The sequence below is a fragment of the Mycolicibacterium sphagni genome, assembly GCF_002250655.1.
GTDB lineage: Bacteria > Actinomycetota > Actinomycetes > Mycobacteriales > Mycobacteriaceae > Mycobacterium > Mycobacterium sphagni.
Window position 1 is genome coordinate 51,888 of the sequence record NZ_NOZR01000019.1, and the last position, 24,428, is coordinate 76,315.

At 66.1% G+C, this 24,428-nt stretch carries 31 protein-coding genes; 8 read left to right on the top strand and 23 right to left on the bottom strand.

Going from position 1 to position 24,428, the window contains the following annotated elements:
• Positions 1-46 precede the first annotated feature (46 nt).
• The 12 genes from rpsQ to CG716_RS20530 form a co-directional block, all read right to left on the bottom strand.
• Positions 47-355, bottom strand: a complete 309-nt coding sequence (gene rpsQ / locus CG716_RS20475; protein ID WP_094482952.1) for a 30S ribosomal protein S17 — start codon at positions 353-355, stop codon at positions 47-49.
• 1 nt (position 356) lies between these two features.
• On the bottom strand, positions 357-590 hold the full coding sequence (gene rpmC / locus CG716_RS20480; protein WP_094482953.1) for a 50S ribosomal protein L29: 234 nt from the start codon (positions 588-590) through the stop codon (positions 357-359).
• A complete protein-coding gene (gene rplP, locus CG716_RS20485; RefSeq protein WP_094482954.1) occupies positions 590-1,006 on the bottom strand; it encodes a 50S ribosomal protein L16 in 417 nt (138 codons plus the stop codon). Before rplP ends, rpmC begins: the two co-directional genes overlap by 1 nt.
• Before the next feature lie 3 nt (positions 1,007-1,009).
• Positions 1,010-1,852 carry a 30S ribosomal protein S3 gene (gene rpsC / locus CG716_RS20490; RefSeq protein WP_094482955.1) on the bottom strand — a complete coding sequence of 281 codons (843 nt, stop codon included), beginning with the start codon at positions 1,850-1,852 and terminating at the stop codon, positions 1,010-1,012.
• Positions 1,852-2,352: a 50S ribosomal protein L22 gene (gene rplV / locus CG716_RS20495; protein ID WP_094482956.1), complete on the bottom strand. Its 501-nt coding sequence runs from the start codon at positions 2,350-2,352 to the stop codon at positions 1,852-1,854. The genes rpsC and rplV overlap by 1 nt, the downstream gene beginning before the upstream one ends.
• A complete protein-coding gene (gene rpsS / locus CG716_RS20500; RefSeq protein ID WP_003892827.1) occupies positions 2,349-2,630 on the bottom strand; it encodes a 30S ribosomal protein S19 in 282 nt (93 codons plus the stop codon). The genes rplV and rpsS overlap by 4 nt, the downstream gene beginning before the upstream one ends.
• Before the next feature lie 14 nt (positions 2,631-2,644).
• Positions 2,645-3,481, bottom strand: coding sequence for a 50S ribosomal protein L2 (rplB, locus tag CG716_RS20505; RefSeq protein ID WP_094482957.1), 837 nt, complete (start codon positions 3,479-3,481; stop codon positions 2,645-2,647).
• Between the two features lie 31 nt (positions 3,482-3,512).
• Entirely contained in the window at positions 3,513-3,815 is a 303-nt protein-coding gene (gene rplW, locus CG716_RS20510) for a 50S ribosomal protein L23 (protein WP_094482958.1), read from the bottom strand.
• Positions 3,815-4,468 (bottom strand): 50S ribosomal protein L4, encoded by a 654-nt coding sequence (gene rplD, locus CG716_RS20515; protein WP_094482959.1) that lies wholly within the window; start codon positions 4,466-4,468, stop codon positions 3,815-3,817. Before rplD ends, rplW begins: the two co-directional genes overlap by 1 nt.
• Positions 4,465-5,118 (bottom strand): 50S ribosomal protein L3, encoded by a 654-nt coding sequence (gene rplC / locus CG716_RS20520; protein ID WP_094482960.1) that lies wholly within the window; start codon positions 5,116-5,118, stop codon positions 4,465-4,467. The genes rplD and rplC overlap by 4 nt, the downstream gene beginning before the upstream one ends.
• Before the next feature lie 14 nt (positions 5,119-5,132).
• Positions 5,133-5,438 carry a 30S ribosomal protein S10 gene (gene rpsJ, locus CG716_RS20525; RefSeq protein WP_003883485.1) on the bottom strand — a complete coding sequence of 102 codons (306 nt, stop codon included), beginning with the start codon at positions 5,436-5,438 and terminating at the stop codon, positions 5,133-5,135.
• A 345-nt stretch (positions 5,439-5,783) separates the two neighbouring features.
• A complete protein-coding gene (locus CG716_RS20530) occupies positions 5,784-6,464 on the bottom strand; it encodes a hypothetical protein (RefSeq protein ID WP_094482961.1) in 681 nt (226 codons plus the stop codon).
• Positions 6,465-6,592: 128 nt separating this feature from the next.
• Between CG716_RS20530 and CG716_RS20535 the strand changes: the two genes are divergently transcribed.
• From CG716_RS20535 to CG716_RS20550, 4 genes are read left to right on the top strand one after another with little or no spacing between them, the layout of a single operon-like run.
• Positions 6,593-7,654, top strand: a complete 1,062-nt coding sequence (locus tag CG716_RS20535; protein ID WP_094482962.1) for an NAD(P)H-dependent amine dehydrogenase family protein — start codon at positions 6,593-6,595, stop codon at positions 7,652-7,654.
• A 3-nt stretch (positions 7,655-7,657) separates the two neighbouring features.
• Entirely contained in the window at positions 7,658-8,128 is a 471-nt protein-coding gene (locus CG716_RS20540; protein WP_272938281.1) for a VOC family protein, read from the top strand.
• Positions 8,112-8,900, top strand: a complete 789-nt coding sequence (locus CG716_RS20545; RefSeq protein WP_094482963.1) for an SDR family NAD(P)-dependent oxidoreductase — start codon at positions 8,112-8,114, stop codon at positions 8,898-8,900. Before CG716_RS20540 ends, CG716_RS20545 begins: the two co-directional genes overlap by 17 nt.
• Positions 8,897-9,511 carry a TetR family transcriptional regulator gene (locus CG716_RS20550; protein ID WP_094482964.1) on the top strand — a complete coding sequence of 205 codons (615 nt, stop codon included), beginning with the start codon at positions 8,897-8,899 and terminating at the stop codon, positions 9,509-9,511. The genes CG716_RS20545 and CG716_RS20550 overlap by 4 nt, the downstream gene beginning before the upstream one ends.
• Here the strand turns inward: CG716_RS20550 and CG716_RS20555 are convergent.
• A complete protein-coding gene (locus tag CG716_RS20555) occupies positions 9,508-11,070 on the bottom strand; it encodes a carboxylesterase/lipase family protein (protein WP_420093211.1) in 1,563 nt (520 codons plus the stop codon). The genes CG716_RS20550 and CG716_RS20555 overlap by 4 nt on opposite strands.
• Before the next feature lie 216 nt (positions 11,071-11,286).
• Here CG716_RS20555 and CG716_RS20560 point away from each other — a divergent pair, with 216 nt between their 5' ends.
• Entirely contained in the window at positions 11,287-12,537 is a 1,251-nt protein-coding gene (locus CG716_RS20560; protein WP_094482966.1) for a cytochrome P450, read from the top strand.
• Here CG716_RS20560 and CG716_RS20565 read toward each other — a convergent pair.
• From CG716_RS20565 to mftA, 8 genes are all read right to left on the bottom strand, one after another.
• Entirely contained in the window at positions 12,503-13,153 is a 651-nt protein-coding gene (locus tag CG716_RS20565; RefSeq protein WP_094482967.1) for a TetR/AcrR family transcriptional regulator, read from the bottom strand. The two genes, CG716_RS20560 and CG716_RS20565, sit on opposite strands and share 35 nt — an antisense overlap.
• Positions 13,154-13,266: 113 nt before the next feature.
• Positions 13,267-14,703 (bottom strand): mycofactocin dehydrogenase MftG, encoded by a 1,437-nt coding sequence (gene mftG / locus CG716_RS20570; protein WP_094482968.1) that lies wholly within the window; start codon positions 14,701-14,703, stop codon positions 13,267-13,269.
• A 4-nt stretch (positions 14,704-14,707) separates the two neighbouring features.
• Positions 14,708-16,120 carry a mycofactocin biosynthesis glycosyltransferase MftF gene (mftF, locus tag CG716_RS20575; RefSeq protein ID WP_094482969.1) on the bottom strand — a complete coding sequence of 471 codons (1,413 nt, stop codon included), beginning with the start codon at positions 16,118-16,120 and terminating at the stop codon, positions 14,708-14,710.
• Entirely contained in the window at positions 16,117-16,860 is a 744-nt protein-coding gene (mftE, locus tag CG716_RS20580; protein ID WP_094482970.1) for a mycofactocin biosynthesis peptidyl-dipeptidase MftE, read from the bottom strand. The genes mftF and mftE overlap by 4 nt, the downstream gene beginning before the upstream one ends.
• A gap of 137 nt (positions 16,861-16,997) precedes the next feature.
• The gene (gene mftD / locus CG716_RS20585) at positions 16,998-18,179 is read right to left on the bottom strand and encodes a pre-mycofactocin synthase MftD (protein WP_094482971.1); all 1,182 of its coding nucleotides are present in this window, start codon (positions 18,177-18,179) and stop codon (positions 16,998-17,000) included.
• A gap of 2 nt (positions 18,180-18,181) precedes the next feature.
• Positions 18,182-19,351, bottom strand: a complete 1,170-nt coding sequence (gene mftC / locus CG716_RS20590) for a mycofactocin radical SAM maturase (RefSeq protein ID WP_094482972.1) — start codon at positions 19,349-19,351, stop codon at positions 18,182-18,184.
• Positions 19,348-19,680, bottom strand: a complete 333-nt coding sequence (gene mftB, locus CG716_RS20595; RefSeq protein WP_207760728.1) for a mycofactocin biosynthesis chaperone MftB — start codon at positions 19,678-19,680, stop codon at positions 19,348-19,350. The genes mftC and mftB overlap by 4 nt, the downstream gene beginning before the upstream one ends.
• Positions 19,665-19,760, bottom strand: coding sequence for a mycofactocin precursor MftA (mftA, locus tag CG716_RS20600; protein ID WP_094482973.1), 96 nt, complete (start codon positions 19,758-19,760; stop codon positions 19,665-19,667). The genes mftB and mftA overlap by 16 nt, the downstream gene beginning before the upstream one ends.
• Positions 19,761-19,853: 93 nt before the next feature.
• Here mftA and mftR point away from each other — a divergent pair, with 93 nt between their 5' ends.
• On the top strand, positions 19,854-20,471 hold the full coding sequence (mftR, locus tag CG716_RS20605; RefSeq protein ID WP_094482974.1) for a mycofactocin system transcriptional regulator MftR: 618 nt from the start codon (positions 19,854-19,856) through the stop codon (positions 20,469-20,471).
• Between the two features lie 12 nt (positions 20,472-20,483).
• Here mftR and CG716_RS20610 read toward each other — a convergent pair whose 3' ends face one another.
• Entirely contained in the window at positions 20,484-21,665 is a 1,182-nt protein-coding gene (locus CG716_RS20610) for an NAD(P)/FAD-dependent oxidoreductase (protein WP_094482975.1), read from the bottom strand.
• A gap of 75 nt (positions 21,666-21,740) precedes the next feature.
• Positions 21,741-22,187, bottom strand: a complete 447-nt coding sequence (locus CG716_RS20615; RefSeq protein WP_094483018.1) for an Rv2324 family transcriptional regulator — start codon at positions 22,185-22,187, stop codon at positions 21,741-21,743.
• Between the two features lie 121 nt (positions 22,188-22,308).
• Here CG716_RS20615 and ddaH point away from each other — a divergent pair, with 121 nt between their 5' ends.
• The gene (gene ddaH, locus CG716_RS20620; RefSeq protein WP_094482976.1) at positions 22,309-23,154 is read left to right on the top strand and encodes a dimethylargininase; all 846 of its coding nucleotides are present in this window, start codon (positions 22,309-22,311) and stop codon (positions 23,152-23,154) included.
• Positions 23,151-24,395: an ornithine--oxo-acid transaminase gene (rocD, locus tag CG716_RS20625; RefSeq protein ID WP_094482977.1), complete on the top strand. Its 1,245-nt coding sequence runs from the start codon at positions 23,151-23,153 to the stop codon at positions 24,393-24,395. The genes ddaH and rocD overlap by 4 nt, the downstream gene beginning before the upstream one ends.
• The last annotated feature ends 33 nt before the right edge of the window (positions 24,396-24,428 follow it).

The following is a 24,428-nucleotide window of genomic DNA, read 5'->3' on the forward strand; positions in this document are numbered from 1 at the left end:
CGCAAAAACCCCCGTCCATTCCGACGGGGGTTTCTACCGATCGAACTTACTTGGCGCGCTCGAGAACCTCGACCAGCCGCCAGCGCTTGGACGCCGACAGCGGACGGGTTTCCATCAGCGAGACGCGGTCGCCGACACCGGCATCGCCGTTCTCGTCGTGCGCCTTGACCTTCGTGGTGGTCCGGATGATCTTGCCGTAGAGCGCGTGGCTCTTGCGAGATTCCAGCTCGACCACGATCGTCTTCTGCATCTTGTCGCTGACCACGTAGCCGATGACCGTCTTACGACGACCACGGGGCTTCTCGGTGGCCGGAGTGTGCTCGGGACCGGCCTCTTTCTTAGTGTCATCTGCCATTTTACGATTCCTCACCAGCGGGTCCGGAGGCCAGACCCAGTTCACGTTCGCGCAGCACCGTGTAGATGCGCGCAATCTCCTGACGCACGACGCGGAGCCGGCGATTGTTGTCCAACTGACCGGTCGCCATCTGGAAGCGCAGGTTGAACAGCTCTTCCTTGGACTCCCGCAGCTTGTCGGTCAATTCTTCGTCGGTGAGTTCACGCAGTTCACCGGCGTTGACGCCCACTGCCATCAGAACTGCTCCTCTCGGGTCACGATGCGTGCCTTGATCGGCAACTTGTGGATCGCACGCGTCAGGGCTTCCCGGGCGATCTTCTCGTCGGGGTAACTCAGCTCGAACAGCACGCGGCCGGGCTTGACGTTCGACACCCACCATTCGGGGCTGCCCTTGCCCGAACCCATACGGGTTTCCGCGGGCTTCTTGGTCAGCGGACGGTCGGGGAAGATGTTGATCCAGACCTTGCCGCCACGCTTGATGTGTCGGTTGATGGCGATACGAGCGGACTCGATCTGCCGGTTGGTGACGTAGGCGTGCTCCAGTGCCTGGATGCCGTAGTCGCCGAATGTCACCGACGTGCCACCGCTGGCAATACCACGCTGCCTGGGGTGGTGTTGCTTGCGGTGCTTGACTTTACGGGGAATCAACATGGTCTAGCTCTCCGTGCTTTCAGCGGCGGGCTCGACAGCGGGAGCCTCCGCGGTGACCGGCACTGCGGACTCCGCGGTCTCTTCACTGGCGGCGCGGCCGGCTTCGGTGCTCGTCGCGGTGGTACCCGACGCACCGCTGCGGCGCGGGCGGGTGCCCGACGGACGCTCGCGGCGCGGGCGGTCGGCGGCAGGTGCGGCGGCGGACAGCTCACGCTTGCCACCGACGATGTCGCCCTTGTAGATCCACACCTTCACGCCGATACGGCCGAACGTGGTCTTGGCCTCGTACAGTCCGTAGTCGATGTCGGCACGCAGGGTGTGCAGCGGCACGCGGCCTTCGCGGTAGAACTCCGAGCGGCTCATCTCGGCGCCGCCAAGGCGACCCGAGCACTGCACGCGGATGCCCTTGACGTTGGGCTGCCGCATGGCCGACTGGATGGCCTTGCGCATCGCGCGGCGGAACGCCACGCGGTTGCTCAGCTGCTCGGCGACACCCTGGGCGACCAACTGCGCCTGGCTCTCGGGGTTTTTCACCTCGAGGATGTTCAGCTGAACCTGCTTGCCGGTCAGCTTCTCCAGGTCGGCGCGGATGCGGTCGGCCTCGGTGCCGCGGCGACCGATCACGATGCCCGGACGCGCGGTGTGGATGTCAACGCGAACCCGGTCACGGGTGCGCTCGATCTCCACATCGGCGATGCCGGCGCGCTCGAGACCGGTGGCCAGCAGCCGCCGGATCGCCACGTCTTCCTTGACGTAGTCCGCGTACTGCTTGTCGGCGTACCACCGGGACTTCCAGTCGGTGGTGATACCGAGCCGGAAGCCGTGGGGGTTGATTTTCTGGCCCACTACTCCGAGCCCTCCTTCGTCTGTTCGACCGTCGCCTTGGCGGCCGGAGCCTTCTTAGCCGGGGCCTTCTTAGCCGGCGCGGTTGCGGCGGCCTTGCTGCCCTGCGCGCGACGCGAGCGAGCCGACTGTGCGGACCGCTCGTTGCGGGCCGGACGGCTCTCGACGATCACGGTGATGTGGCTGGTGCGCTTGCGGATTCGGTACGCACGCCCCTGGGCGCGCGGCCGGATGCGCTTGGCGGTCGGGCCCTCGTCGGCCATGACGGTGGCGACCACCAGGGTCGCCGGGTCCAGGCCGTTGTTGTTCTGCGCATTCGCCGCGGCCGAGGCGATCACCTTGGCGAGGGGCTCGCTCGCCTGCTGCGGTGCCCAGCGCAGGATGTCCAGCGCCTCTTCCACAGACTTGCCGCGGACCAGGTTGATCACCCGGCGCGCCTTGCTCGCCGAGATCCCCACGTATTTCGCAACAGCGGTGGCGGAAGGATATTCAGTCGTCGTCATCGCCGCTTACTCTTCCGGTCGTCCTTGATATGACCCTTGAAAGTGCGCGTCGGGGCGAACTCGCCCAGCTTGTGGCCCACCATCGCCTCGGTGACGAACACCGGCACATGCTTGCGACCGTCGTGGACGGCGAAGGTGTGACCGATGAAGTCGGGGATGATGGTCGAACGACGCGACCAGGTCTTGATGACCTGCTTGGTGTTCTTCTCGTTCTGGACGTCGACCTTCTTCAACAGATGGTCGTCGACGAACGGACCCTTCTTCAGGCTGCGTGGCATCTATCTACTCCTGCCTAGCGCTTCTTGCCGGTGCGCCGGCGACGGACGATGAGCTTGTCGCTCGGCTTGTTGGGCTTGCGGGTGCGGCCTTCGGGCTTACCCCACGGGCTGACCGGGTGGCGACCACCGGAGGTCTTGCCCTCGCCACCACCGTGCGGGTGGTCGACCGGGTTCATCACGACACCACGGACCGTGGGGCGCTTGCCCTTCCACCGCATGCGGCCAGCTTTGCCCCAGTTGATGTTCGCCTGCTCGGCGTTGCCGACCTCGCCGACAGTGGCGCGGCAGCGCACGTCGACGCGGCGGATCTCACCCGAGGGCATACGCAGGGAGGCGTAGGCGCCTTCCTTGCCCAGCAGCTGGATGCTCGAGCCGGCCGAACGGGCAAGCTTGGCGCCGCCGCCGGGACGCAGCTCCACAGCGTGGATCAACGTACCGGCCGGGATGTTGCGCATCGGCAGGTTGTTGCCCGGCTTGATGTCGGCGTTGGCGCCGGACTCCACCACGTCGCCCTGCTTGAGTCCCTGGGGCGCAATGATGTAGCGCTTCTCGCCATCCAGGAAGTGCAGCAGCGCGATGTTCGCGGTGCGGTTCGGGTCGTACTCGATGTGTGCGACCTTGGCGTTGACGCCGTCCTTGTCGTTGCGCCGGAAGTCGATCACCCGATAGGCACGCTTGTGCCCACCGCCCTTGTGGCGGGTGGTGATTCGGCCGTGCGCGTTACGACCACCGGTGCCGTGCAGCGGGCGGATCAGCGACTTCTCCGGAGTCGAGCGAGTGATCTCGGAGAAATCGGAGACGCTGGCACCGCGGCGACCGGGGGTCGTCGGCTTGTACTTGCGAATTCCCATTATCTATTCCTGAGTTCTAATCGTTGCCGGACTAGGCCGGTGCGCCGAAGAGTTCGATCGGCTTGCTGCCGGGGGCCAAGGTCACGATCGCGCGCTTGGTGCTCTTGCGCTGTCCGTAGCCGGCGCGGGTGCGCTTGCGCTTGCCCTGCCGGTTGAGCGTGTTCACCGAGTCGACCTTCACCTTGAAGATCTTCTCGATGGCGATCTTGATCTGCGTCTTGTTCGAGCCGGGTGCGACGACGAACGTGTAGACGTTGTCCTCGATCAGTCCATAGGACTTCTCCGAGATGACCGGGGCCAGGATGATGTCGCGGGGATCAGTGATGGTTGCCATCAGGCCGAAACCTCCTCGTCCTGTTTGGTGTTCGAGCTGATGTAGGCATCCAGCGCTTCCACGCTGAACACCACGTCGTCGGCGTTGAGTACGTCGTAGGTGTTGAGCTGATCGGGCGAGATCACGTGCACACCGGGAAGGTTGCGCACGCTCTTCGCGCCGACCTCGTCGCTTCGGCCGATCACGACCAGCACCTTGCGGCGGTCGGTCAGCGCGCCCAGGAACGCCTTGGCGCTCTTGGTCGACGGGGTCTGGCCGCTCAGCAGCTCGGTCACCGCGTGGATCCGCTCGTTGCGAGCCCGGTCCGACAGCGCACTGCGCAACGCAGCGCGGATCATCTTCTTGGGCGTGCGCTCGCTGTAGTCACGCGGCTGCGGGCCGTGCACGACGCCACCGCCGGTGAACTGCGGAGCGCGGGTCGAACCCTGGCGAGCACGACCGGTGCCCTTCTGGCGGTACGGCTTCTTGCCGCCGCCGGAGACCTGAGCGCGAGTCTTGGTCGCGTGCGTGCCCTGCCGCTTGGCGGCCAGCTGCGCGGTCACGACCTGGTGCATCAACGCGATGTTGGGTTCCAGATCAAAGAGGGCAGCCGGTAGTTCCACCGTGCCGTTCTTCTTGCCGTCCGGAGTGCGAACGTCAATCTTCAGAGTCACTTCTCACCTCGTTTGACTGCCGTGCGAACCACCACGAGCCCGCCGTTGCGGCCGGGAACCGCGCCCTTGATCAACAGCACGCCGTTTTCGGCATCGACCTTGTGCACCACCAGGTTCTGCGTGGTGACACGGTCGCTACCCATGCGGCCCGACATCCGGGTGCCTTTGAAGACACGCCCCGGGGTGGCACAGCCACCGATCGAACCCGGCCGGCGGTGAACTGCCTGGGCACCGTGGCTGGCGCCCTGGCCCTTGAAGCCGTGACGCTTCATCGTGCCGGCGAAGCCCTTGCCCTTGGAGGTGCCGGTGACGTCGACGTAGGCGCCGTCGGCGAAGATCTCCGCCGTCAGCTCCTGGCCGACCTCGTACTCGGCGGCCGCGGCCTCGTCGTCCAGACGAAGCTCGGCCAGATGCCGGCGCGGGTTGATCCCGGCGGCGGCGTACTGACCGGTGACGGGCTTGTTCACCTTGCGGGGGCTGATCTCGCCGTAGGCCAACTGCACGGCGCTGTAGCCGTCGCGCTCGGGCGTGCGGATGCGGGTCACCACATTGGGTCCGGCCTTGACGACCGTGACGGGGACGACGCGGTTGTTCTCGTCGAACACCTGTGTCATGCCCAGCTTGGTGCCCAAAATGCCTTTTCTAGCCATTTTTTTCGGGTCTCCTACTGGATGTTGACGTCGACGCTCGCCGGAAGATCGATGCGCATGAGCGCGTCAACGGTCTTCGGCGTCGGGTCGAGGATGTCGATGAGTCGCTTGTGTGTACGCATCTCGAAGTGCTCCCGCGAGTCCTTGTACTTATGCGGGGAGCGGATGACGCAGTACACGTTCTTTTCCGTCGGCAGCGGCACTGGACCAACCACGCTCGCGCCGGTACGGGTGACCGTCTCCACGATCTTGCGCGCCGAGGCATCGATGGCCTCGTGGTCGTAGGCCTTGAGCCTGATGCGGATCTTTTGTCCCGCCACGCTTCTCCTACCTTCATTCCTGCTCGGTCCCATAGCGGGACACGGTGGTCATGCGCTCTCGCCCGAAGGCGTCGCGCTGGCTGTTGCCGCCGCTCTTTACCTGTCCTGGTGCTCCGGCCCCCGCGGTCGGGTGTGTCGCCCTAACGCAGCCCCGCAGGCGCGGTGAAAACCGTCGCGCTCCGAGATTGGGACCGGACGCGCCCGTTTGGGCGCCGGTCGTATACCTTGAGCGGCACCGCTCCCAATGGGGGCGAACCCTGCTCAAGGCAACCCGAACAGTATGCCTTAGATCGCGGCACCAGCCAAATCCGGTCGGAACCTGATCCAAATCCCTGCACGGCCTGCTCAGAGCGGCTGCGAGAGCGTCTCGTCGCGCGCGGTGAACATGCTGATCGAGGTCCCGAGATACCACGCTGCGGTAGCCGCAACAGGCAACACCGTGGCGAACCCACCCTCGATCGACAACGGGCCGTCGGTGACGAAGACACTGGCCGTTCCCGCCACATTGACGGTTGCCGCAACGATGGCCAACCAGCCCGTCCAGCGGGGCAGCAGCCCGTCGGGGATCACACAGCAGGCGTAGCCGATCGCCGAGAGAGCGACGATGAACCCGCACAGGGCGAGGAGGACCAGGCTGAAATCAGTCCCCACCGCGCGCACCGCCGAAGCCGACAGCTCAGCCGCCGCTCCGGCCGCAACGATCCGGATGGACATCGAGACGAACGACAGGGCACCGACGGCGACAGTGCCCACGAAGAACAGGTCGCCGAGATGACGACCGGACGAGGCCGCGTAGAGCACGCGCCGGACTGCGACCGCGAACCAGATGACCAAGCCGGTGGCCAGGGCGTACAGCCATCCTTGAGCTACCAACCGCCCCTGGTATTCGATGAAGAAGTGCTGAACTGACTGGTTGCTCGCATGGGGTCCCGGTGGCTTGCTGGTGATGGCCGCGGCAGCCGAGGCGATGACTAAGTACGCGAGGCCCGCGATGCCGCCAGTCCGATTCAAACGACGATCGTTCATCGTTCCCCCGATAACTTGGCGACCCGTCTGATGACAGTACGGCCGGCCGATGCCCGAGTTAGAACGGATGTGCACATACCGGGATTGATTTTGTGACAGTTACTGCCATATCGGCATAGCATGCCGGTATGTATCGCGTAATCCAGTGGGCAACCGGCGGGGTAGGCAAGGCGGCAATCCAGGGTGTCTTGCGGCACCCCGAACTCGAGCTCGTCGGCTGTTGGGTGCACAGCGCCGACAAGCACGGCCGCGACGTCGGCGAGGTGATCGGCGAGGCCCATGTCGGGGTGGCGGCGACGACCGACATCGACGAGCTGCTTGCGCTGGACGCCGACTGCGTCATGTACTCCCCTCTGCTGCCCGACGATCAAGTCGTCGCCAAGATCCTGCGTTCGGGCAAGAACGTGGTGACCCCGGTCGGCTGGGTCTACCCGGACCGGGAGAACCCCGCTGTGCAAGCCCTCGAAGAGGCGTGCGCGGCAGGCAACTCCACGCTGCACGGCTCCGGGATTCATCCCGGCGGGATCACCGAACGCTTCCCGCTGATGATCTCAGGGCTGACGTCGGCTATCACCCACGTCCGGGCCGAGGAGTTCTCCGATATCCGCACCTACAACGCGCCACTGGTGGTGCGCGAGGTGATGGGCTTCGGCCTGACTCCGGAACAAGCCATGAGCGGACCCATGGCCGCGCTGCTGGAAGCCGGATTCAAACAGTCGGTGCGGATGGTCGCCGACCAATTGGGTTTCCGCGCCGAACCGCGTATCCGGTCCACCCAAGAAGTGGCCGTCGCGGTCACCGGAACCGACGAGCTCGTCGTTCCGATGGAGGCGGGCACCGTGGCCGCGCGCCGGTTCAAGTGGCAGGCCATCGTCGACGACCAGCCGGTCGTCACCGCTGCGGTCAACTGGCTGATGTGCGAGGTCGAGCTCGACCCGCCGTGGACGATCGGCGAGAAGGGTGAGCGCTTCGAGGTCGAAGTCACCGGCGATCCCGACGTCTTGCTCACGTTCAAGGGCCTACAACCCGAGACGGTCGCCGAGGGCCTCGAACGCAACCCCGGTGTGGTGGTGACCGCCAACCACTGCATCAGTGCCATCCCTCTTGTCTGCCAGGCCGGTCCGGGCATCAAGACCTACCTGGACCTGCCGATGATCACCGGCCGAGCCGCCCCCGACCTGGCCCGGTAGTCCGTGGAACCCCTTGGCGACCTTCGCTTTTCCCATCTGGTGGTCGGCGTCACCGACATGGATCGGGCACTCGAGTTCTATCGTGGGTTACTGGCCATGGACGTGATCTTCGACCAGACGATGGGCGGTGAGCCGTTCGACCACGCGCTGGGCGGCACTGGCGGCAATCAGGGCCGCGTGGTCGGCGGCCTGGTGGGTGGCGTGGTGCTCGAACTGCTCTCGCTGGGGATCGAAAGCCGGCCGCCGAGGCGATCCATCGTCGGCAACCAGAACATCTCGCTGTCAGTCACCGACCTCGACGACACCTATCGACGGGTAGAGGCAGCCGGTTATCGGCCTGACCAGGAGCCGTTCGAAATAGCAGGGGTGCGAATGTTTTTCGTGAAAGATCCCGACGGTACAGCTGTGGAATTCATTGAATTCCCCGGTGCGGCAAGAACATCGGAGGAGCTACACCGTGGCCCTGCACGCTGAGGACACCTATTGGCATTCCGCATCCCTGGCAGGCCTGCGGGTCATCGTGACCGGCGCAGCGCGCGGAGTGGGTAAAGGCGTCACAGCGGCGCTCCTAGAGCGGGGCGCAGCGGTCCTGATGGTAGACCGCGACCCGGCAGTGGCCGACGTCGCGGGCACCTTCGGAGTCGAGGGGCGCGCCGTGCCGCTGGTGGCCGATCTATGCGACCGGTCCAGTTATCAACGCATCGTCGACGAGGCGGTCCAGACATTGGGTGGCATCGACGCGTTGATCAACAATGCGATCGCGACCAACGAGCCCAAGGTGTTCACCGACATCACGCTCGACGATTTCGACCTGGTCTTCGACACCGGGCCGCGGGCTACGTTTTTCCTGATGCAGGCGGCGTACCCGGCGCTCAAGGCGGCCGGCGGCGGGTCCATCGTGAACTTCGGCTCCGGCTCCGGCACCGCCGGGCAGAAAACCTTCGGTGCATATGCGGGGGCCAAGGAAGCGATTCGGGGAATCTCGAAAGTAGCTGCGCTGGAATGGGGTAAAGACAACATCCGGGTGAACGTGGTGTGCCCCTTCGCTCAATCCGACGGTGTGGCCGGCTGGAGCGAGGAATTCCCGGAGGTCTACAACAAGATCGTCAAGGGCATCCCGCTGCGGCGGATCGGTGACACGCAGGCCGATATCGGACCGATGGTGGCCTTCCTGGTCAGTTCCGATGCCTCCTACCTGACCGCGCAGACCATCCATGTCGACGGCGGCATGGGAATGTACAGGTGACCAGCCCGCCCGCCGATCGGCCACCGTCACTGCGTGACCGGCAGCGGGCGCAGGTACGTGCCGACATCCATGCGGCGGCGTACCGGCTTTTCGCCGCACGGGGATTCGGCAACGTCACCACCGATGACATCGCTGCCGAAGCGTCGGTGTCGCCACGCACGTTTTTCCGCCACGTGGCCACCAAGGAGGACCTGGTGCTCGGTGCGGTGCAGCGTGGAAATGCCGCGATCGCGTCGCTGTTCACCCGCCGACCGGCCGGTGAGCCACCCGACGTCGCGCTGGCCGCCGCGATCGTGAGCCGAGTCGAGTCATTCGAGGATGTCGACCTGGAGAACTGGCGAGCGGCCATCCTGACCGCACCCGAGCTGCTCGACCGGGCGACCCTGCTGTCCGCCGCAGACCGTGACCAGATGGTTCAGCTAATGGCTGCGCGGATGGTTGTGGACGCGGCCGAGGACAGCCGGCCAGGACTTCTCGTCCAATTATCTTTTGCCGCAGCAGATTTTGCTTTCCAGCAGTGGGTTCGCGCAAGCGGGCCCCAGCGTAGGCCACTGTCGTCGGACGTGGCCGATGCCCTGGCCGTCGTCGCCCATCCACGCTGGAGACACTAGCGGTTCCCCTTCAGGACTGCCCAGAACGGGCACAGGTGTCGCGGACCGAAATCCTCGGTGATCGAGAGCTGCCCGGTCTGCAGCGACAGCCACTTCCCGGTAGCCCCGTCGGTACCCAGCCGCGGCCAGTCCGGTAGCCCGGAGACGTCAGGTGCGCCGGTCTTCACGAATTGGCTCCAGTACGCGACCATCTCGTCGGAGAGCTGTCGCTGCGCGGGATCGAGTGGTGGCGCGCCCCCCACGTCGAACAGATAGCGCAACTCCAGGGAATGGCTGGCACCGACCGGGAATGGTGCCGCGCGCAACGGATCCGGCGCCGGCGCCGTCCGGTCGTTGAATTCGTAGGCATAGACCGGACCGGTGTGCGCGAGTCCGGACGCGATTCGATCTGTCGGGCAAGCGAATATGCTGTCGGTGACCGCCGCGGAATAAGCAAGGCCTTCGCTGCCGCCAAACCGCTCAAGCGGATAGCGCTGCGCCACCGCGGCCGCGTCGGCGCCGAAAGTATCGGACAACAGCTTTGGATAGGGCGGCAGCCGACCGTTTTTCAGATATCGGATGGCCGTGAACATGGCGAACTCGTCGCCGTTGCTGCCCACCAGCACCGGGACGCGAGGCGCCCGATCCAGGGCGAACGCGGTCATGGGGTCGGTGGGCAGGCGATCGGTTCCGGTGACCGGACCGATGAGCTTGTCGGGGCCGAACCCAACATAGAAGGGGGCGCTCTGCAATGTCTTGGTCGGCAGTGAACGCAGGCACGCGGCAACCGCCTCGGGGTCGGTACAGCCGACGCCGGTCGCGTAGTCAGTGCTGACCTGCTGAGCGGTGGCGCGATCGGCTTGGGCCTGACACGGCCCGCTCTGCAGGATCGCGGCCCGGAACAGCCCGGCAGAGTCCGGGGCGACCAGGTGGTCGCAGACCGACATCGCGCCCGCCGACTCCCCCGCGATCGTCACTTTGCTTGGGTCACCTCCGAATTCGGCGATGTTGTCATGCACCCACCGCAGCGCCGCCTGTTGGTCGGCGAATCCGTAGTTGCCGATATTGCCGTCGGGGCTCAGCGCCGGGTGCGCCAGGAACCCCATGGTGCCCAATCGGTAGTTGATGGTGACGACGACGATGTCGCCCTGGGTCGCCAGCCAACGCGCGTCGTAGATATCGGCGCTGCCGTTGAGGAAGCTACCGCCGTGAATCCACACCATGACCGGTTTCTGGCTGGACTTGATGGCACCGTCAGGGCTCCACACATTGAGGTTGAGACAGTCCTCGCCGGTGGGCCGGCCGTAGTCGGGATCGATACTGGTGTCCTGGATACAGCGCAGGCCCGGCTTGGTGGCGTCCCGCACCCCCGGCCAGGGCGCGGCCGGCTGGGGCGGCTGAAAGCGCAGCGGCCCCACCGGTGCGGCGGCGTACGGAATACCTTCGAACACCCGGTAGCCCGGGCTGACGACACCGCGCACAGCACCCGTTGCAGTCTGCACAACCGCCGGGCCGGGCCCGGCGACCGGCGCCGGCTGCGGACGCATCGGGGTGGTGCCCCGCGTGCATGCGACGAGCATCGCCAGACCCAGCAGCAGCCCGGTCGCGCGCCGAATTGGTCGGCTACTCGAACGCTCTCGCACGAGATCCGAGCCTACGCGGATACCTCCCCGCGGCATGACCTGGCAATTAGCCGAAAAACCTGCCACCTGGCACAATCGTGCCCGACACTAGAAACCTGACACCCGTCAAATTCTCTTGATACACCGATCGGTGTCGGCGAGCGAGGAGACCCGATGACCGCACGGATCATGGACAAAAGGGCGCGCGTCCTGGCCAGCCCGACGGGCTACACCGATGAGAAGCGGCTGCATGAGTCCCTCGCTCATCTGCGTGCACATGCTCCGGTGTCCTGGGTCGAAGCCGAGGGGTACCGGCCGTTCTGGGCGATCACCAAGCACGCCGACATCATGGACATCGAGCGGCAGAACGACCTGTTCACCAACGATCCGCGACCTCTGCTGACCATCGCCGCGGCTGACGACGCGTTGCGCGCTCAGATGGAAGCCGGGATCGGGCTGCGCACGCTCATCCACATGGACGATCCGCACCACCGCGACATGCGCAAGATCGGCGCGGACTGGTTCCGGCCAAAAGCCATGCGCGCCTTGAAGGCCCGCTGTGACGAGCTGGCCAAGATTTACGTGGACAAGATGCTCGAACAGGGGCCCGAGCTGGACTTCGTCCGGGAGATCGCGGTCAAATACCCGCTGTACATCATCCTGAGCCTGCTGGGTCTGCCGGAATCGGACTTCCCCCGCATGCTCAAACTCACCCAGGAGATGTTCGGCGGCGACGACACCGAATTGCAGCGCGGCGGCTCCACCGACGACATGCTTGCGGTGCTACTGGATTTCTTCAACTACTTCGCGGCGTTGACTGCTTCCCGCCGCGAACACCCCACCGAAGACCTGACCTCGGCGATCGCCAACGCCACCATCGACGGCCAACCACTGTCCGATATGGACACCGCCTCCTACTACGTGATCGTCGCCAGTGCCGGCCACGACACCACCAGCGCCGGAATCGCCGGCGGGCTGCTGGAATTGGTACGCAACCCCGCCGAATTGCGCCGGCTGCAAAACGATCCGAGCCTGATGGGCACCGCCGTAGAAGAAATGATCCGCTGCATCGTTCCGGTCAAGGAATTCATGCGCACCTCCCAAGCCGACACCGAAGTCCGCGGCGTCCCCATCGCCAAAGGTGAATCCGTTCTGCTGTCCTACGTTTCAGCCAACCGCGACGAAGACGTCTTCGACGACCCGATGCGCTTCGACGTCGGCCGCGACCCCAACAAACACCTGTCCTTCGGCTACGGCGTGCACTTCTGCCTGGGTGCAGCGCTGGCCCGCATGGAAATGAACAGTTTCTTCACCGAACTCGTGCCCCGGATCAAAGACATCGAACTGGCCGGCGAACCAGAGCTGATGGCCACCACCTTCGTCGGCGGTCTCAAACGCCTGCCGATTCGCTACTCGCTGAAGTGATTTCACTGACCCGGTTGACGGCAAGGAAGCCGTCCACCGCGGCACGGGCACACTTGCGATAGTCGAAATCGGCCAGCGTGCTGATCCGCCCGGCCACCAGCGGACCGATCAGCAGCATGATGGCCTCGGCGCGGTCCACCTCACCGAGTTCACGTTGCGCCTCGGGGCTGTCGAAAATCGCGTCGAACGGCGCGCCGTACTGCTGGGCCACTCGTTCCCGCAGTGTGCGCACCTCGGGGCTGTCGGCATCCAGGGATGTTCCGGGGATGTGCTCCATGTCCGGACCGAGTGCCAGCCAGTACGTCGCGGTCAGCAGGACCGGCGTCTCCGAGATGAGGTCGGCTTGCGCCTGCATCAATGCGACGAGGCGATCCCGCAGCGACCCCGACTCAGGCGGCATGGGCGCCGGTGGAATCAGGCTGTGAAAGGCGGCCGCCAGCAGGTCGTTGCCGCTGGGGAAATGCCGGTACAGCGTGGCTCTGGCGACGTTGGCTCCACGGGTGACAGCGTCGACGGTGACCGCGCTGGGGCCACCGGTACGCAGCAATGCCGTTGCCGCATCCAGCAACCGAGCGCGTGAACGCGCAGGTCGCGGATCGCTGCGTCGGCTCGTCATCGCCCAGCATCCTTCCCGTGACGTTTCCTACGACCACTCACTGTGCAAGACCGATAGTCCCAAACAATGGAGTGACTCTACCCAAGGCCGACGTCTGTTTGGCTCGAGACCGCTCAGGCGACGAATTCGGCGGCACGATGCCCGATCATCGCGATCGTCGCGTGCGGTCCGCGGCCAGTGATCCGCGGCAGCACCGAGCCGTCCACCACCCAGAGATTCTCGACGCCTCGCACCCGGCAGCGCGGGTCGACGACCGCATGCTCGTCACCGTCGGCGCCCATCGGCGCACTACCGCACAGATGCTGCGAGGTCGACCACATCGGCTCGCCGAGTTTGGTTGTGGTGCTGAGTATTTCCGCGGCTAAATCGCAGCCGCGGCGTAGGGCTGCCACATCGCCCGGCTCGCTGTCGTAACGATGTTCGATCAACGGGGGCACCGCCGGGTCGGCCGACAACAGTGCCACCCTGCCGTGCGCGCGAGGTGACATCAGCGCCACACCGAGGTGCGGCCAGTCCGGTCGGCCCAGCGTTCCGTCACCGACCATTGCGATGAATCCGCCTGTATAGGGCCGGATTTCGACTCCCTCGGCCACCAAGACCACTTCAAGCACCGGACGCTGTGGGGCGACTGCCCACGTGGTGGCCAGCACCCACTCCGGGTGGTCCCAGGTTCGCTGGCCTACCGGCAGATCCGCCACCACCGAGATACCTGCGGCGCGCAGGGCCGCTGCCGGCCCGATGCCGGACAGCATCAGCAGCTGTGCCGAACCGATCGCCCCCGCCGACAGCACTACCCGGTCGGCGGTGAGTGTCACCAAGCCGGTCGGTCCGAGGGTGTCGACGCCCACTGCCCGGCCTGCGGACATCCGTACACGCAGCACCCTGGTGCGGGGCAGCACGGTCAGGTTCGGTCGGTTTGCCGCCGGTTCGAGAAATGCCGCACCCGGTCCGGAGCGGACACCGTCGACGATGTTCAAAGGCACCGCCCCGATTCCGGGCGGCGCGTTCTCGCCCACCGGCTCGGCGTTGAGGTCAGGCAGCCAGCGCAGGTCGGCTGCCCTGACGGCGTCGACGAAAGCGGCGGTACTGCCGACGAATTCGCTGGTCCGCCGGATCGAGATGGGGCCGCCGTCAGCCCGATCGGGGAAGTCAAGATCTGTTTCGATAGCCCGATAGTGTGGCTGGACGTCCAACCACGACCACCCAGGCACGGCGGGCCCCTCGAAATCGGCTGGCAACGCGCGACAGAAATACCCGCCGTTGACCGCACCGGAGCCCCCCACTGTCACGCCCCGTACGATCTCGGCGCCGCGCTGCGGGTCGTCGGTCAGCCGCGTTGGGTAGCGCCGGGCGAGCGGGCTGGCGCCGCCGATCGGCAGCTGCAGACCGTTGTGGGTGAGCTCGCGAACCCCGGGCTCCCCCGGGCCGGGCCCTGCCTCCACGACCGTGACCCGGCGTGCGGGGTCGGCCGAGAGTCGTTCGGCCAGCACGGATCCGGCGCTACCGGCACCGACGATCAGAACATCGCTGTGAGTGATGTGGTCGACCACCGGGTCAGGTTTTGATCTGCGGCTTCAGCGGCCGCAAGGTGCGCTCCCGGACCACCCCGGTCCACAGGCCGGCACCGTAGGCCAGATCGTCCAGGCGTTTGAGCAAAAGATACGCGAACAGCCCGATGGGTTTGCCCTCGACGTCGTTGCTCGGGTTGCGGGTGATCCAGTCCTTCACCCCGTCGAGCACCGCGGCCACCAAGACCGCCTGCCGACACCGGCGGGACATCAGGGCCGCGACCAGAGCCAGCGGCCAGTAGTGGCGGCACACCGCCGCCGACAACTGCAGGGCGGCCGCACCAATGCCACGCAGGGCCAGGATCACCACGTCGAAGATCCCAGCATCGGTGTTCTGCATCGCCTTGGCGGTTCGCCGCGCGGTCACTCCCGCGAAGACCAGAGACGCCAGGTAGCCCGACATCGACCCCAGCGCCATCAACAGCCACACCAAAAGGCTCCACGCGGAGATCACCACCGGCGCGGTCTTGTCGGGATGGCGGATAGACAAAGGGGCGGCGGAGCTTCCGTAGAAAGCCTTGCGGCCCAGCCACTCTCGCATTTCTGTGCGGTGCTCGTGGGCGACCAACGCGATCGGCTCGTAGCGCAACCGGGAACCGGACTCGATGAGCCGCCAGCACAGGTCGACGTCTTCACCGGAGGGCAGGGTCTCGTCGAAGCCGCCCATGTCCAGCAGCGCGGCCCGTCGGCAGATGATCGCCGCACTCGGCACGTAGGACACCGGGCCGTAGGGCATCACCGGCGCCTCACGCTCACCGAGATCCAGCGACGAACGGACGGCTTCGTACCGGGCGATCAGCTGATCGCTGTGCCCCAACCCCACGATGCGGGGAGCGACAAGGGCAACGGCGGGGTCGCAGAAGTGCCCAAGCAGCGCCTCCAGCCAGCCCCTGCGCGGCACCACGTCGGAGTCTAGAAACGCAACGAAATCCGTTGTGCACGCAGCCATCCCGGTATTGCGGGCCGCGGCCGGACCTTTGCTGCGCGGATGACGCAAAACCTCGACGTCGCAGCGTGCTCCGGTGAAATCGCTCGGCTGCACCGGCGTTTGCGAACCGTCGTCGACGACCACCACGCGCATGCCCCGCAGAGACATCACCAGGCGATAGAGCCCAAACGGGTTGTCGCGTACCGGGATCACCACGGTGACGTCGCGATGCGACGGACCCCCGGCCGGGCGCGGATGGGCGACGGTGGCATCGAGCAGGGTGCGGGCCAGTTGAGCGCTCACGGCGTCGCGAACCTCCAGGCGGCCGCCGTCCAGCAGAATCTGGGCGGCGGGCGCCAGCCGCAGCAGCCGGGTCGGTGAACCGCCAAGCAGAGCGGAGCCCGCCGCGAGCGTGCGCACGCGGCGGTCGACCTGTACGGCAAACCCGTCGGGCAGCCGAGGCTGGGTCATGTCAACATCCCGTCAGCGGCCGGGCGCCACTGAGCGACGCGTCGCGAACAGTCCGCGACCATCTGCTCGAAGATGCGCGCACCCTCCATCGGAGTCGCCGTCGTCGGGTCACCCAACACGCCCACCTCACTAACCGCGGCCACCCCCCCGACACGCATCTGCGGCAAAAGGGTAGCCAGTGGCGCCCCGTTCCCGCTACACCAGACGTCAGTCTGCACGTCCGCAGGTGAAATATGTAGCAATACAGACGTTTCCGTATGGCCGGCATGGGCGTCGCCGCCCTCGGCGATGCACGGGCACCAGGTGGCGTCACGGCCCTCGTCGCGCAGCAGGCGCACCGCCGAGCGCATCGCCTCGACATTGCCGCCGTGGCCGTTGACGAACACGATCCGGCCGGCCCAGCCGCAGGCCGAGCGGCCGTACTCGAGCAGGACTGCCGTCAGCGCCGCGGTGCCGATCGACACCGTCCCCGGGAAGCCCTCATGCTCACCTGAGGCGCCGTAGGCGATCGCGGGCGCCAACAGATACTGATCTTGATCGGAGCCGTTGAGGCCCTCGGTGGCGGTACGGGCCACCGCGGTGGCGATGCGGGTGTCGGTGTCCAGCGGAAGGTGCGGACCGTGCTGTTCGGTCGAGCCGACGGGAATCAAGATCGTTGGCGAGGTGCCGCGAAGTTGACTCGATGTCGAGTTGCCCAACTCGCGCCGGAAAGCCACGCGGTGATGGTAGGCCGAATTCACCTGCCGTGCGCCAATTGTTCGAGGACAGGACGGATTTCTTTCGCATTCGGGACCGCCCGGCCCACCAGAGGGTTTACCGCCGTCCCGTCAGTCACGCCAGCACCACAACCTCGCTTACGCCAGGATCAGCGCACGCCTTACTTCGGCACTCCGAGTGCCCGGACGAAGCCGTCCGGCACCAGAATGTCCTCGGCTGTCAGGTCGTGAATCGAAGCCTTCCCGAGCCCGCGCAGGGCCGAGTCGATACCGCCGGTCAAGATGTCGAGGACGTTCTCCACCCCGGCCTGCCCGTTGGCGGCCAGGCCCCACAGGTAGGCCCGGCCGATCATGACCGCGCGGGCCCCGAGCGCCAGCGCCTTGATCACGTCACTGCCCCGGCGGACGCCGCCGTCCAGCAGCACCTCGATCTGGTCGCCGACCGCCGCCGAGATAGCGGGCAGTGCGCGGATCGAGGCCGGGGTGCCGTCAAGGTTGTTGCCGCCGTGGTTGGACACCGAGATCGCCGAAACACCCGCGTCTACAGCGCGTTTGGCATCGTCGACACGCATGACGCCCTTAAGCATGAAGGGGCCACCCCACAGATCACGCAGCCAGGCGATGTCGTCCCAGGTCGGCGGGGGTGTGCCCATCCACTGGCCGTAGGCGTCGAAGAACGGCGGACCGGCCTCACCCTTGGCCGCCTGATTGGGCACCGACAGCGCCGGCGGACGCAGGGTCTTGGCCCACTCCAGGAACCACCGCGGCCTCGTCACGGCCTCGGGGCTCATCTTGATCATGGTCTTGAGATCCATCTTCTCCGGGATCTTCGGACTGCCCCAGTCGCGCCCATGACTGAAGCTCCAGTCGGTGGTCACGATGAGACCGACGGCCCCGGCGGCGCGGGCGCGCTCGGCGCGGGCCGCGATCGCGTCCCGGTCGCCCAGCCAGTAAATCTGGAAGAACGTCTTCGGGTTCGCCGCGACGACCTCTTCGATCGGCTTGCTGGCAAACGAGGACAGCCCCATCGCGGTGTTGCGGGCCGCGGCCGCGCGCGCGACGGCGACTTCACCGTCGGGGTGCACGGCCTGCACGCCGGTCGGCGAGATCAGGACTGGAAGCGAAATGTCTTGTCCCATGACAGTGGTTGCCATGTCGCGCTTTTCGAGGGCGCCGATGACGTGCGGTGCGAAGCCGAGCTCGTCGAAGGCCTCGTTGTTGCCATTGACAGTGAGCCCCTTTTCACTGCCGCCGATGAGCGCGCCGTACGCGGACTTGGGGAGCCGCTTCTTCGCGCGCTCCTGCGCGATAGCGACCGTTTCGAACCAGGTGTCGCGTGCCATGACTAGATCGGACTTTCGTTGCAGGGTTTGGCCGGGGGCCTGGTGGACAAGGTCAGCATGATCGGCTTGCCCCGGGAGTGGTCGGCGCTCGGGCGGGGCTTGTCCCGGTCGGTGGCCAGGGCCGGCGTCCCGTAACCCTCGACGCACTCGGGATCGGGACCATCCAGCGGCAGGCCGGTGAAGAACTTGGCAGCCATGCAGCCGCCCCGGCATGCGTCGTAGTGCCCGCAGCTGCCGCAGGCGCCGGCCGACTGCGGCTCGCGCAGCTCGGTGAACAGCGGCGAATACTTCCACACGTTGTCAAAACCGCCCTCGCGCACCACATTTCCGGCCAGGAAGCGGTCGTGGATGGCAAACGGGCAGGCGTAGACGTCACCGACGGGGTCGATCAGACACACCACCCGCCCGGCGCCACACATGTTCAGACCCGCCAGTGCGCCGGGGGCGCCGAGGCCGGACAGGTGAAAGAACGAGTCACCGGTCAGAACGCGCTCGCCCTTGGCCACCAGCCAGTTGTAGAGCGTCACCTGTTGTTCGGGGGTGGGATGCAGTTCGTCCCACACGTCGGCTCCGCGTCCGGAGGGACGCAACCGGGTGATGCGCAGGGTCGCGCCGTAGCGGTCGGCGAGCGACTTGAATTCGTCGAGTTGGTCGACGTTGTGCCGGGTGACGACCACCGAGATCTTGGCGTCCTTGAAGCCGGCGGCGGTCAGGTTTTCCAGCGCGCGGGTGGCCATGTCGAAGGAGCCTGATCCCCGGACGGCGTCGTTGACCTCGGCGGTGGCGCCATCCAGCGAGATCTGGACGTCAACGTAGTCGCTGGCGGCCAGCCGTGCCGCCACCTCGGGGGTGATGCGTACACCGTTGGTGGAGAACTTCACCCCGACATGGTGGGCTGTCGCGTAGTCGACGAGCTCCCAAAAGTCCGGGCGCACAGTCGGTTCCCCGCCACCGATGTTGACGTAGAAGACCTGCATGCGCTCGAGCTCATCGATGATGTCCATGCACTGGCGAGTGGACAGCTCGCGGGGGTCGCGCTTGCCCGAGGAGGACAGGCAGTGCACGCACGCCAGATTGCAGGCGTAGGTCAGCTCCCAGGTCAGGCAGATCGGTGCGTCGAGGCCACGCTCGAACTGTTCGATCAATCGGGGTACCGGTGCCACCGAAGTCATTGGGAATCCTTGTAGATCAACATGTTCGAGGTCACCAGCACGCTCAATGCGTGCAAATAAGGCGCCTCGTCGGGCTCATCGACCCCGGCGGCCCGCAGGGCGGAGCGCGCGTCGGGGTGTTCGGACAGCGAGTTCACAACGGCGAGGATGGTGCGGTTCTTCAAGAACGACAGCTTCCTGGTGCCGAAGTGGTACAGCAGTGCGCCAAAGGGCTCCGGGCGCACAGCCACCTGCGGATGCAGACGCCAGCTGAGCGCCGGGTCGAAGTCCGACCCGGCCACAGCCGGATCGCCCACAGCGTGGGCGGGCACGGTCAGTAGACCCCGCACATCCCGTCGATGGAGACCTCTTCGACCAGCGTCTCGGTCACCAATTCGGTCTCGGTCTCATTTGCGTGGCTCGGCTCCATGAAAAGCACCCTTTCTTCGGCCCAGGTTCTCGACAATTGTGATCGAGATCGCAAGAATATGGCATCGAGTGCCGAAAAGAAAGGGGTGGATCGATGACAAGTGGTTCGGCGGGTTCCGGCGGGGCCCGCGTGGGCCGGCGGCGCTCCACCACCCAGGACCACATCACCGACGTGGCGCTCGACCTGTTCGCGAACTATGGGTTCGGCTCAGTGAGCGTCGACGACGTGGCCGCGGCATCGGGCATCGCCCGCCGCACGCTGTTTCGCTACTACCCGTCGAAGAACGCCATCCCCTGGGGCGACTTCGATGCCCACTTGGAGCACTTCCGCACTCTGTTCGACACAGCAGACGCGGCAGAACCCGTCAGCGCGGCGCTGCGCTCAGCCTTGCTGGCGTTCAACACATTTGACGAGTCGGAAACCGAACGACACCGCCAGCGGATGCGCGTGATCCTGCAAACCGCCGAGTTGCAGGCCCACTCGATGACCATGTACGCCGGCTGGCGCGGAGTCGTCTCGGACTTCGTGGCGGCACGCACCGGCGGCAAGACGGGTGACCTGGTCCCCCAGTCGGTCGCATGGCTGATGCTCGGCGTTGCACTGTCGGCCTACGAGTACTGGCTGGCCAACGAGTCTGTGTCACTGCCCCAGGCGCTCGGGGACGCCTTCGACGTCGTCGCACACGGACTCGACGACCTGGACGTCCGCTGAATCGGCGAGAACCTAGCCGAGGACGTCGGCGATCGGGGCGCCGCTGGCGATCTTGGCGCGGGTCTTCATGACCTTGCCCGGCATGCCGCCGCCCACCACGCCGGCCACCACGCCGTCCCGCTCGTAGAACGCCAGGAACTTGCGGCCGTCGTCCTCGACGATGTGCACGATGTCGGTGGCCTCCGGCTCACCCAGGCACTGGATCTTGACGTCGTACTGGTCGCTCCAGAAGTACGGCACGACGATCACCGACGGCGCCTCCTGGCCCAGCATCGACGGGACGATGACACGGGCCTGCTCGGCGACATTGCTCCAATGCTCAACGCGGGCTTGATGTCCGGTGGCGTCGCGCCACGACGCGACATCGCCGAGCGCCCACACGTTGGGAGCGCTGGTGCGCCCCGTCTCGTCGCAGACCACGCCGTTGTCGACAGCGACACCGCTGCCGTCGAGCCAGTCGGTGGCCGGCCGGGACCCGATGCCGACGACCACCAGGTCGGCGGGCACCTCGGCGCCGTCGGACAGCACCACCGCGGTCACGTGGCCGTCTTCCCCGCGCACCTCGGCCACGCCGATGCCGGTGCGCACGTCCACGCCCTCGGCACGGTGCAGCCTCGTTACCAGGTTCCCGACCTGCTCGCCCAGCACCGAGGCCAGCGGCGCCGGCTGGGGCTCGACCAAGACCACGTCAACGCCCAGTTTGCGCAGGCTCGCCGCGACCTCGCAGCCGATGAAGCCGGCACCGATGATCACCGCGTTCTTCGCCGACGCAGCGTGGGTGCGCAGCGCCAACGCCTCGTCGAACGAGCGGAGCACCCGGATGCCCTCCAGGTCAGGGAACGACGGAATACGCTTGGGCACCAAGCCCGTCGCGATCACCAGCTCGTCGTAGCCCAGCACCGCGCCGTCAGCCAGCGTGACGGTCTGCGCGGCGGTGTCCAGCGAGACGACCGCGCTGCCCAGTTGCATGGTGATGTTGTTCTCGGTGTAGAACTCGGCAGGCTTGAGCGCGACGTCGTCGAGATCGGCGTGCAGCACGTCCTTCGAAAGCGGCGGACGGTCATAGGGCAGGTGCACCTCGTCGCTGACGATGGTGACCGGCCCGGAGTACTCCGACTTGCGCAACTGTTCGGCAACTCGGGTGGCCGCCAGCCCGCCACCGATGATCAGAATGCCGTTTTCGCTCGTGCTCACGTTGGCTTTCTTACACGATCACCGCAGCGAAGTGCGCGTCAGCCTGCCGTTCCCAACCGACTGGTTAGACGGCCATCAGGCCGGTGACCGGTCGATCAGGTTGGACAACACCACGATACTTTCGCTGCGTTCAACGTCGGCGCTGGAGCGAATGCGTTCTAGGGCGGCCTCCAGATGGCGCATGTCCCGAGCCAGCACATGAAGGATGGCATCGGCGGTACCGGTGACGGTTGCGGCACTGATGATCTCGGGGATGTCAATCCAGGCCGCGCGCAACTGATCCGGCGCGATCGTGCCGTGGCAGTACACCTGGACGTAGGCTTCGGTGTTCCATCCCAGCGCGCTGCGATCGATGACGGTGGTGAACCCGCGGATGACACCGTTGTCGAGCATCCGATCGACCCGGCGTTTGACCGCCGGCGCCGAGAGATTCACCCGCGCCCCGATCTCAGCGAACGTGGCACGGGCGTGCTCGGCGAGCTCGGCGAGGATGCGCTCGTCGGTCTCGTCCAACCGGTCCATCGACAACTCCTCCTCATACACAACAAATCAATACGATGTTCGTCTTGACGCAATAAATCGATCATAGACACGCAATGACTATTGATTGATTGCGTACAAGTGCCCTTCTATCGTTGATTTCATGACGATATCCCCAGATGTCGCCGCTGAGTCAACGAGGACACCGCGCCGCCAGCGACTTCGCCACTACGCCATGACCCCTCCGACGTTCTTCACTGTCGAATACGCCATCAACCCGTGGATGGACATCAGCACGCCGGTCGACGTCGAGCGTGCCGTCGCCCAGTGGCAGAACCTGCGGGACACCTATCGCCGGCTGGGCCACACCGTCGACGTCGTCGACCCGGTCCCCGGTCTGCCGGACATGGTCTATGCCGCCAACGCCGGACTGATCATCAACGGCGTGGCGATCGTCGCCCGGTTCAAGCACGCCGAGCGACAGGGCGAGTCGGTCGCCTACGCCAACTGGATGGATGAGCACGGACACCATCCCGTCGCCACCCGCCACGTCAACGAAGGGCAGGGCGATCTTCTGGTCGTCGGCTCAACGATTCTGGCCGGCACCGGTTTTCGCACACAACCGCAAGCGCACGCCGAGGTCGCCAGCATCACGGGCATGCCCGTGGTCTCCCTTGAACTCGTGGACCCGCGCTTCTACCATCTCGATACCGCGTTGACGGTGCTCGACGAAACCACGATCGGCTACTACCCGCCGGCCTTCACCGACGATGCCCGCACCCGGTTGCGCGAACTGTTCCCCGACGCCATCGAGGTCGCCAGCACCGATGCCTATGTGCTGGGCCTCAACGCGGTCTCCGACGGCAAGCATGTCGTACACCCCGCGCAGGCCACCGGTTTCGCCCAGCAGCTCGACCGCGCGGGCTTCCATCCCATCGGCGTCGACCTCTCCGAGCTGCTCAAGGGCGGCGGTTCGGTGAAATGTTGCACGCTGGAGGTGTTTCCATGACCATGGCCGAGATCAGAAGAGAAGCCACTACAGGGTTGACCACAGAGGCCATCGCCCTGGACAACACCTACGCTGCCCACAACTATTCGCCGCTTCCGGTGGTGGCTGCCAGCGCCCACGGCGCATGGATCACCGACGTCGAAGGCCGTCGCTACCTGGACTGCCTGGCCGCCTATTCTGCCGTCAACTTCGGCCACCGCAACGACGAGATCGTCGCCGCCGCCCACCGGCAACTCGATGCGGTGACATTGGTCAGTCGGGCATTCCACTCCGATCAGCTCGGGCCGTTCTGCGCGGCACTGGCCGGACTGTGCAACAAAGACATGGTGCTGCCGATGAACAGCGGCGCAGAGGCGGTGGAAAGCGGTCTCAAGGTCGCTCGCAAATGGGGCACCGACGTCAAGGGTGTGGCCGAGGGCACGGCCAATATCATTGTGGCCGACAACAACTTCCACGGCCGCACGATCAGCATCGTCAGCTTCTCCTCCGATGCCTCCGCCCGTGGCGGGTTCGGTCCCTTCACGCCGGGATTCCGGTCCGTGCCCTTCGGTGACGCCGACGCAGTCGCGGCCGCGGTGGACGAGCACACCGTCGCGGTGCTCGTCGAACCGATCCAGGGCGAGGCCGGGATCATCGTCCCACCCGACGACTACCTGCCCAGGCTGCGCCAGGTCTGCACCCAGCGCCATGTGCTGCTGATCGCCGACGAGATCCAGTCCGGCCTGGCCCGCACCGGTCACACCTTCGCCTGCGAGCACTGGGGTGTGGTGCCCGACATCTACCTGCTGGGAAAGGCCCTCGGCGGAGGCGTCCTGCCCCTGTCCGCGGTGGTCGCCGACCGCGACATCCTCGGCGTCCTCCACCCCGGCGAACACGGCTCGACGTTCGGCGGCAACCCACTGGCCGCGGCCATCGGCTCCACCGTGGTCGACATCCTGCGCCGTGGTGAATTCCAAACCCGCTCAGCAGAACTCGGCCTGCATCTACATGCACGGCTGCGGTCGTTGCTCGGCCACGGTGTTCTGGCGGTGCGTGGCATGGGCCTATGGGCCGGCGTCGACATCGACCCGCGCCTGGGGACCGGCAAGCAACTCAGCGTGGCGCTAGCCGAATGCGGTGTGCTGGTGAAGGACACCCACGGCTCGACATTGCGCTTCGCTCCGCCGCTGGTGATCACCGCCGAGGAGATCGACTGGGCGGTTGAGCAGTTCGCGAGCGTACTGGCCAGGGCAGGCTCATAATCAGCTGATCTCGCCCGACCCCAGGAGGCGCAC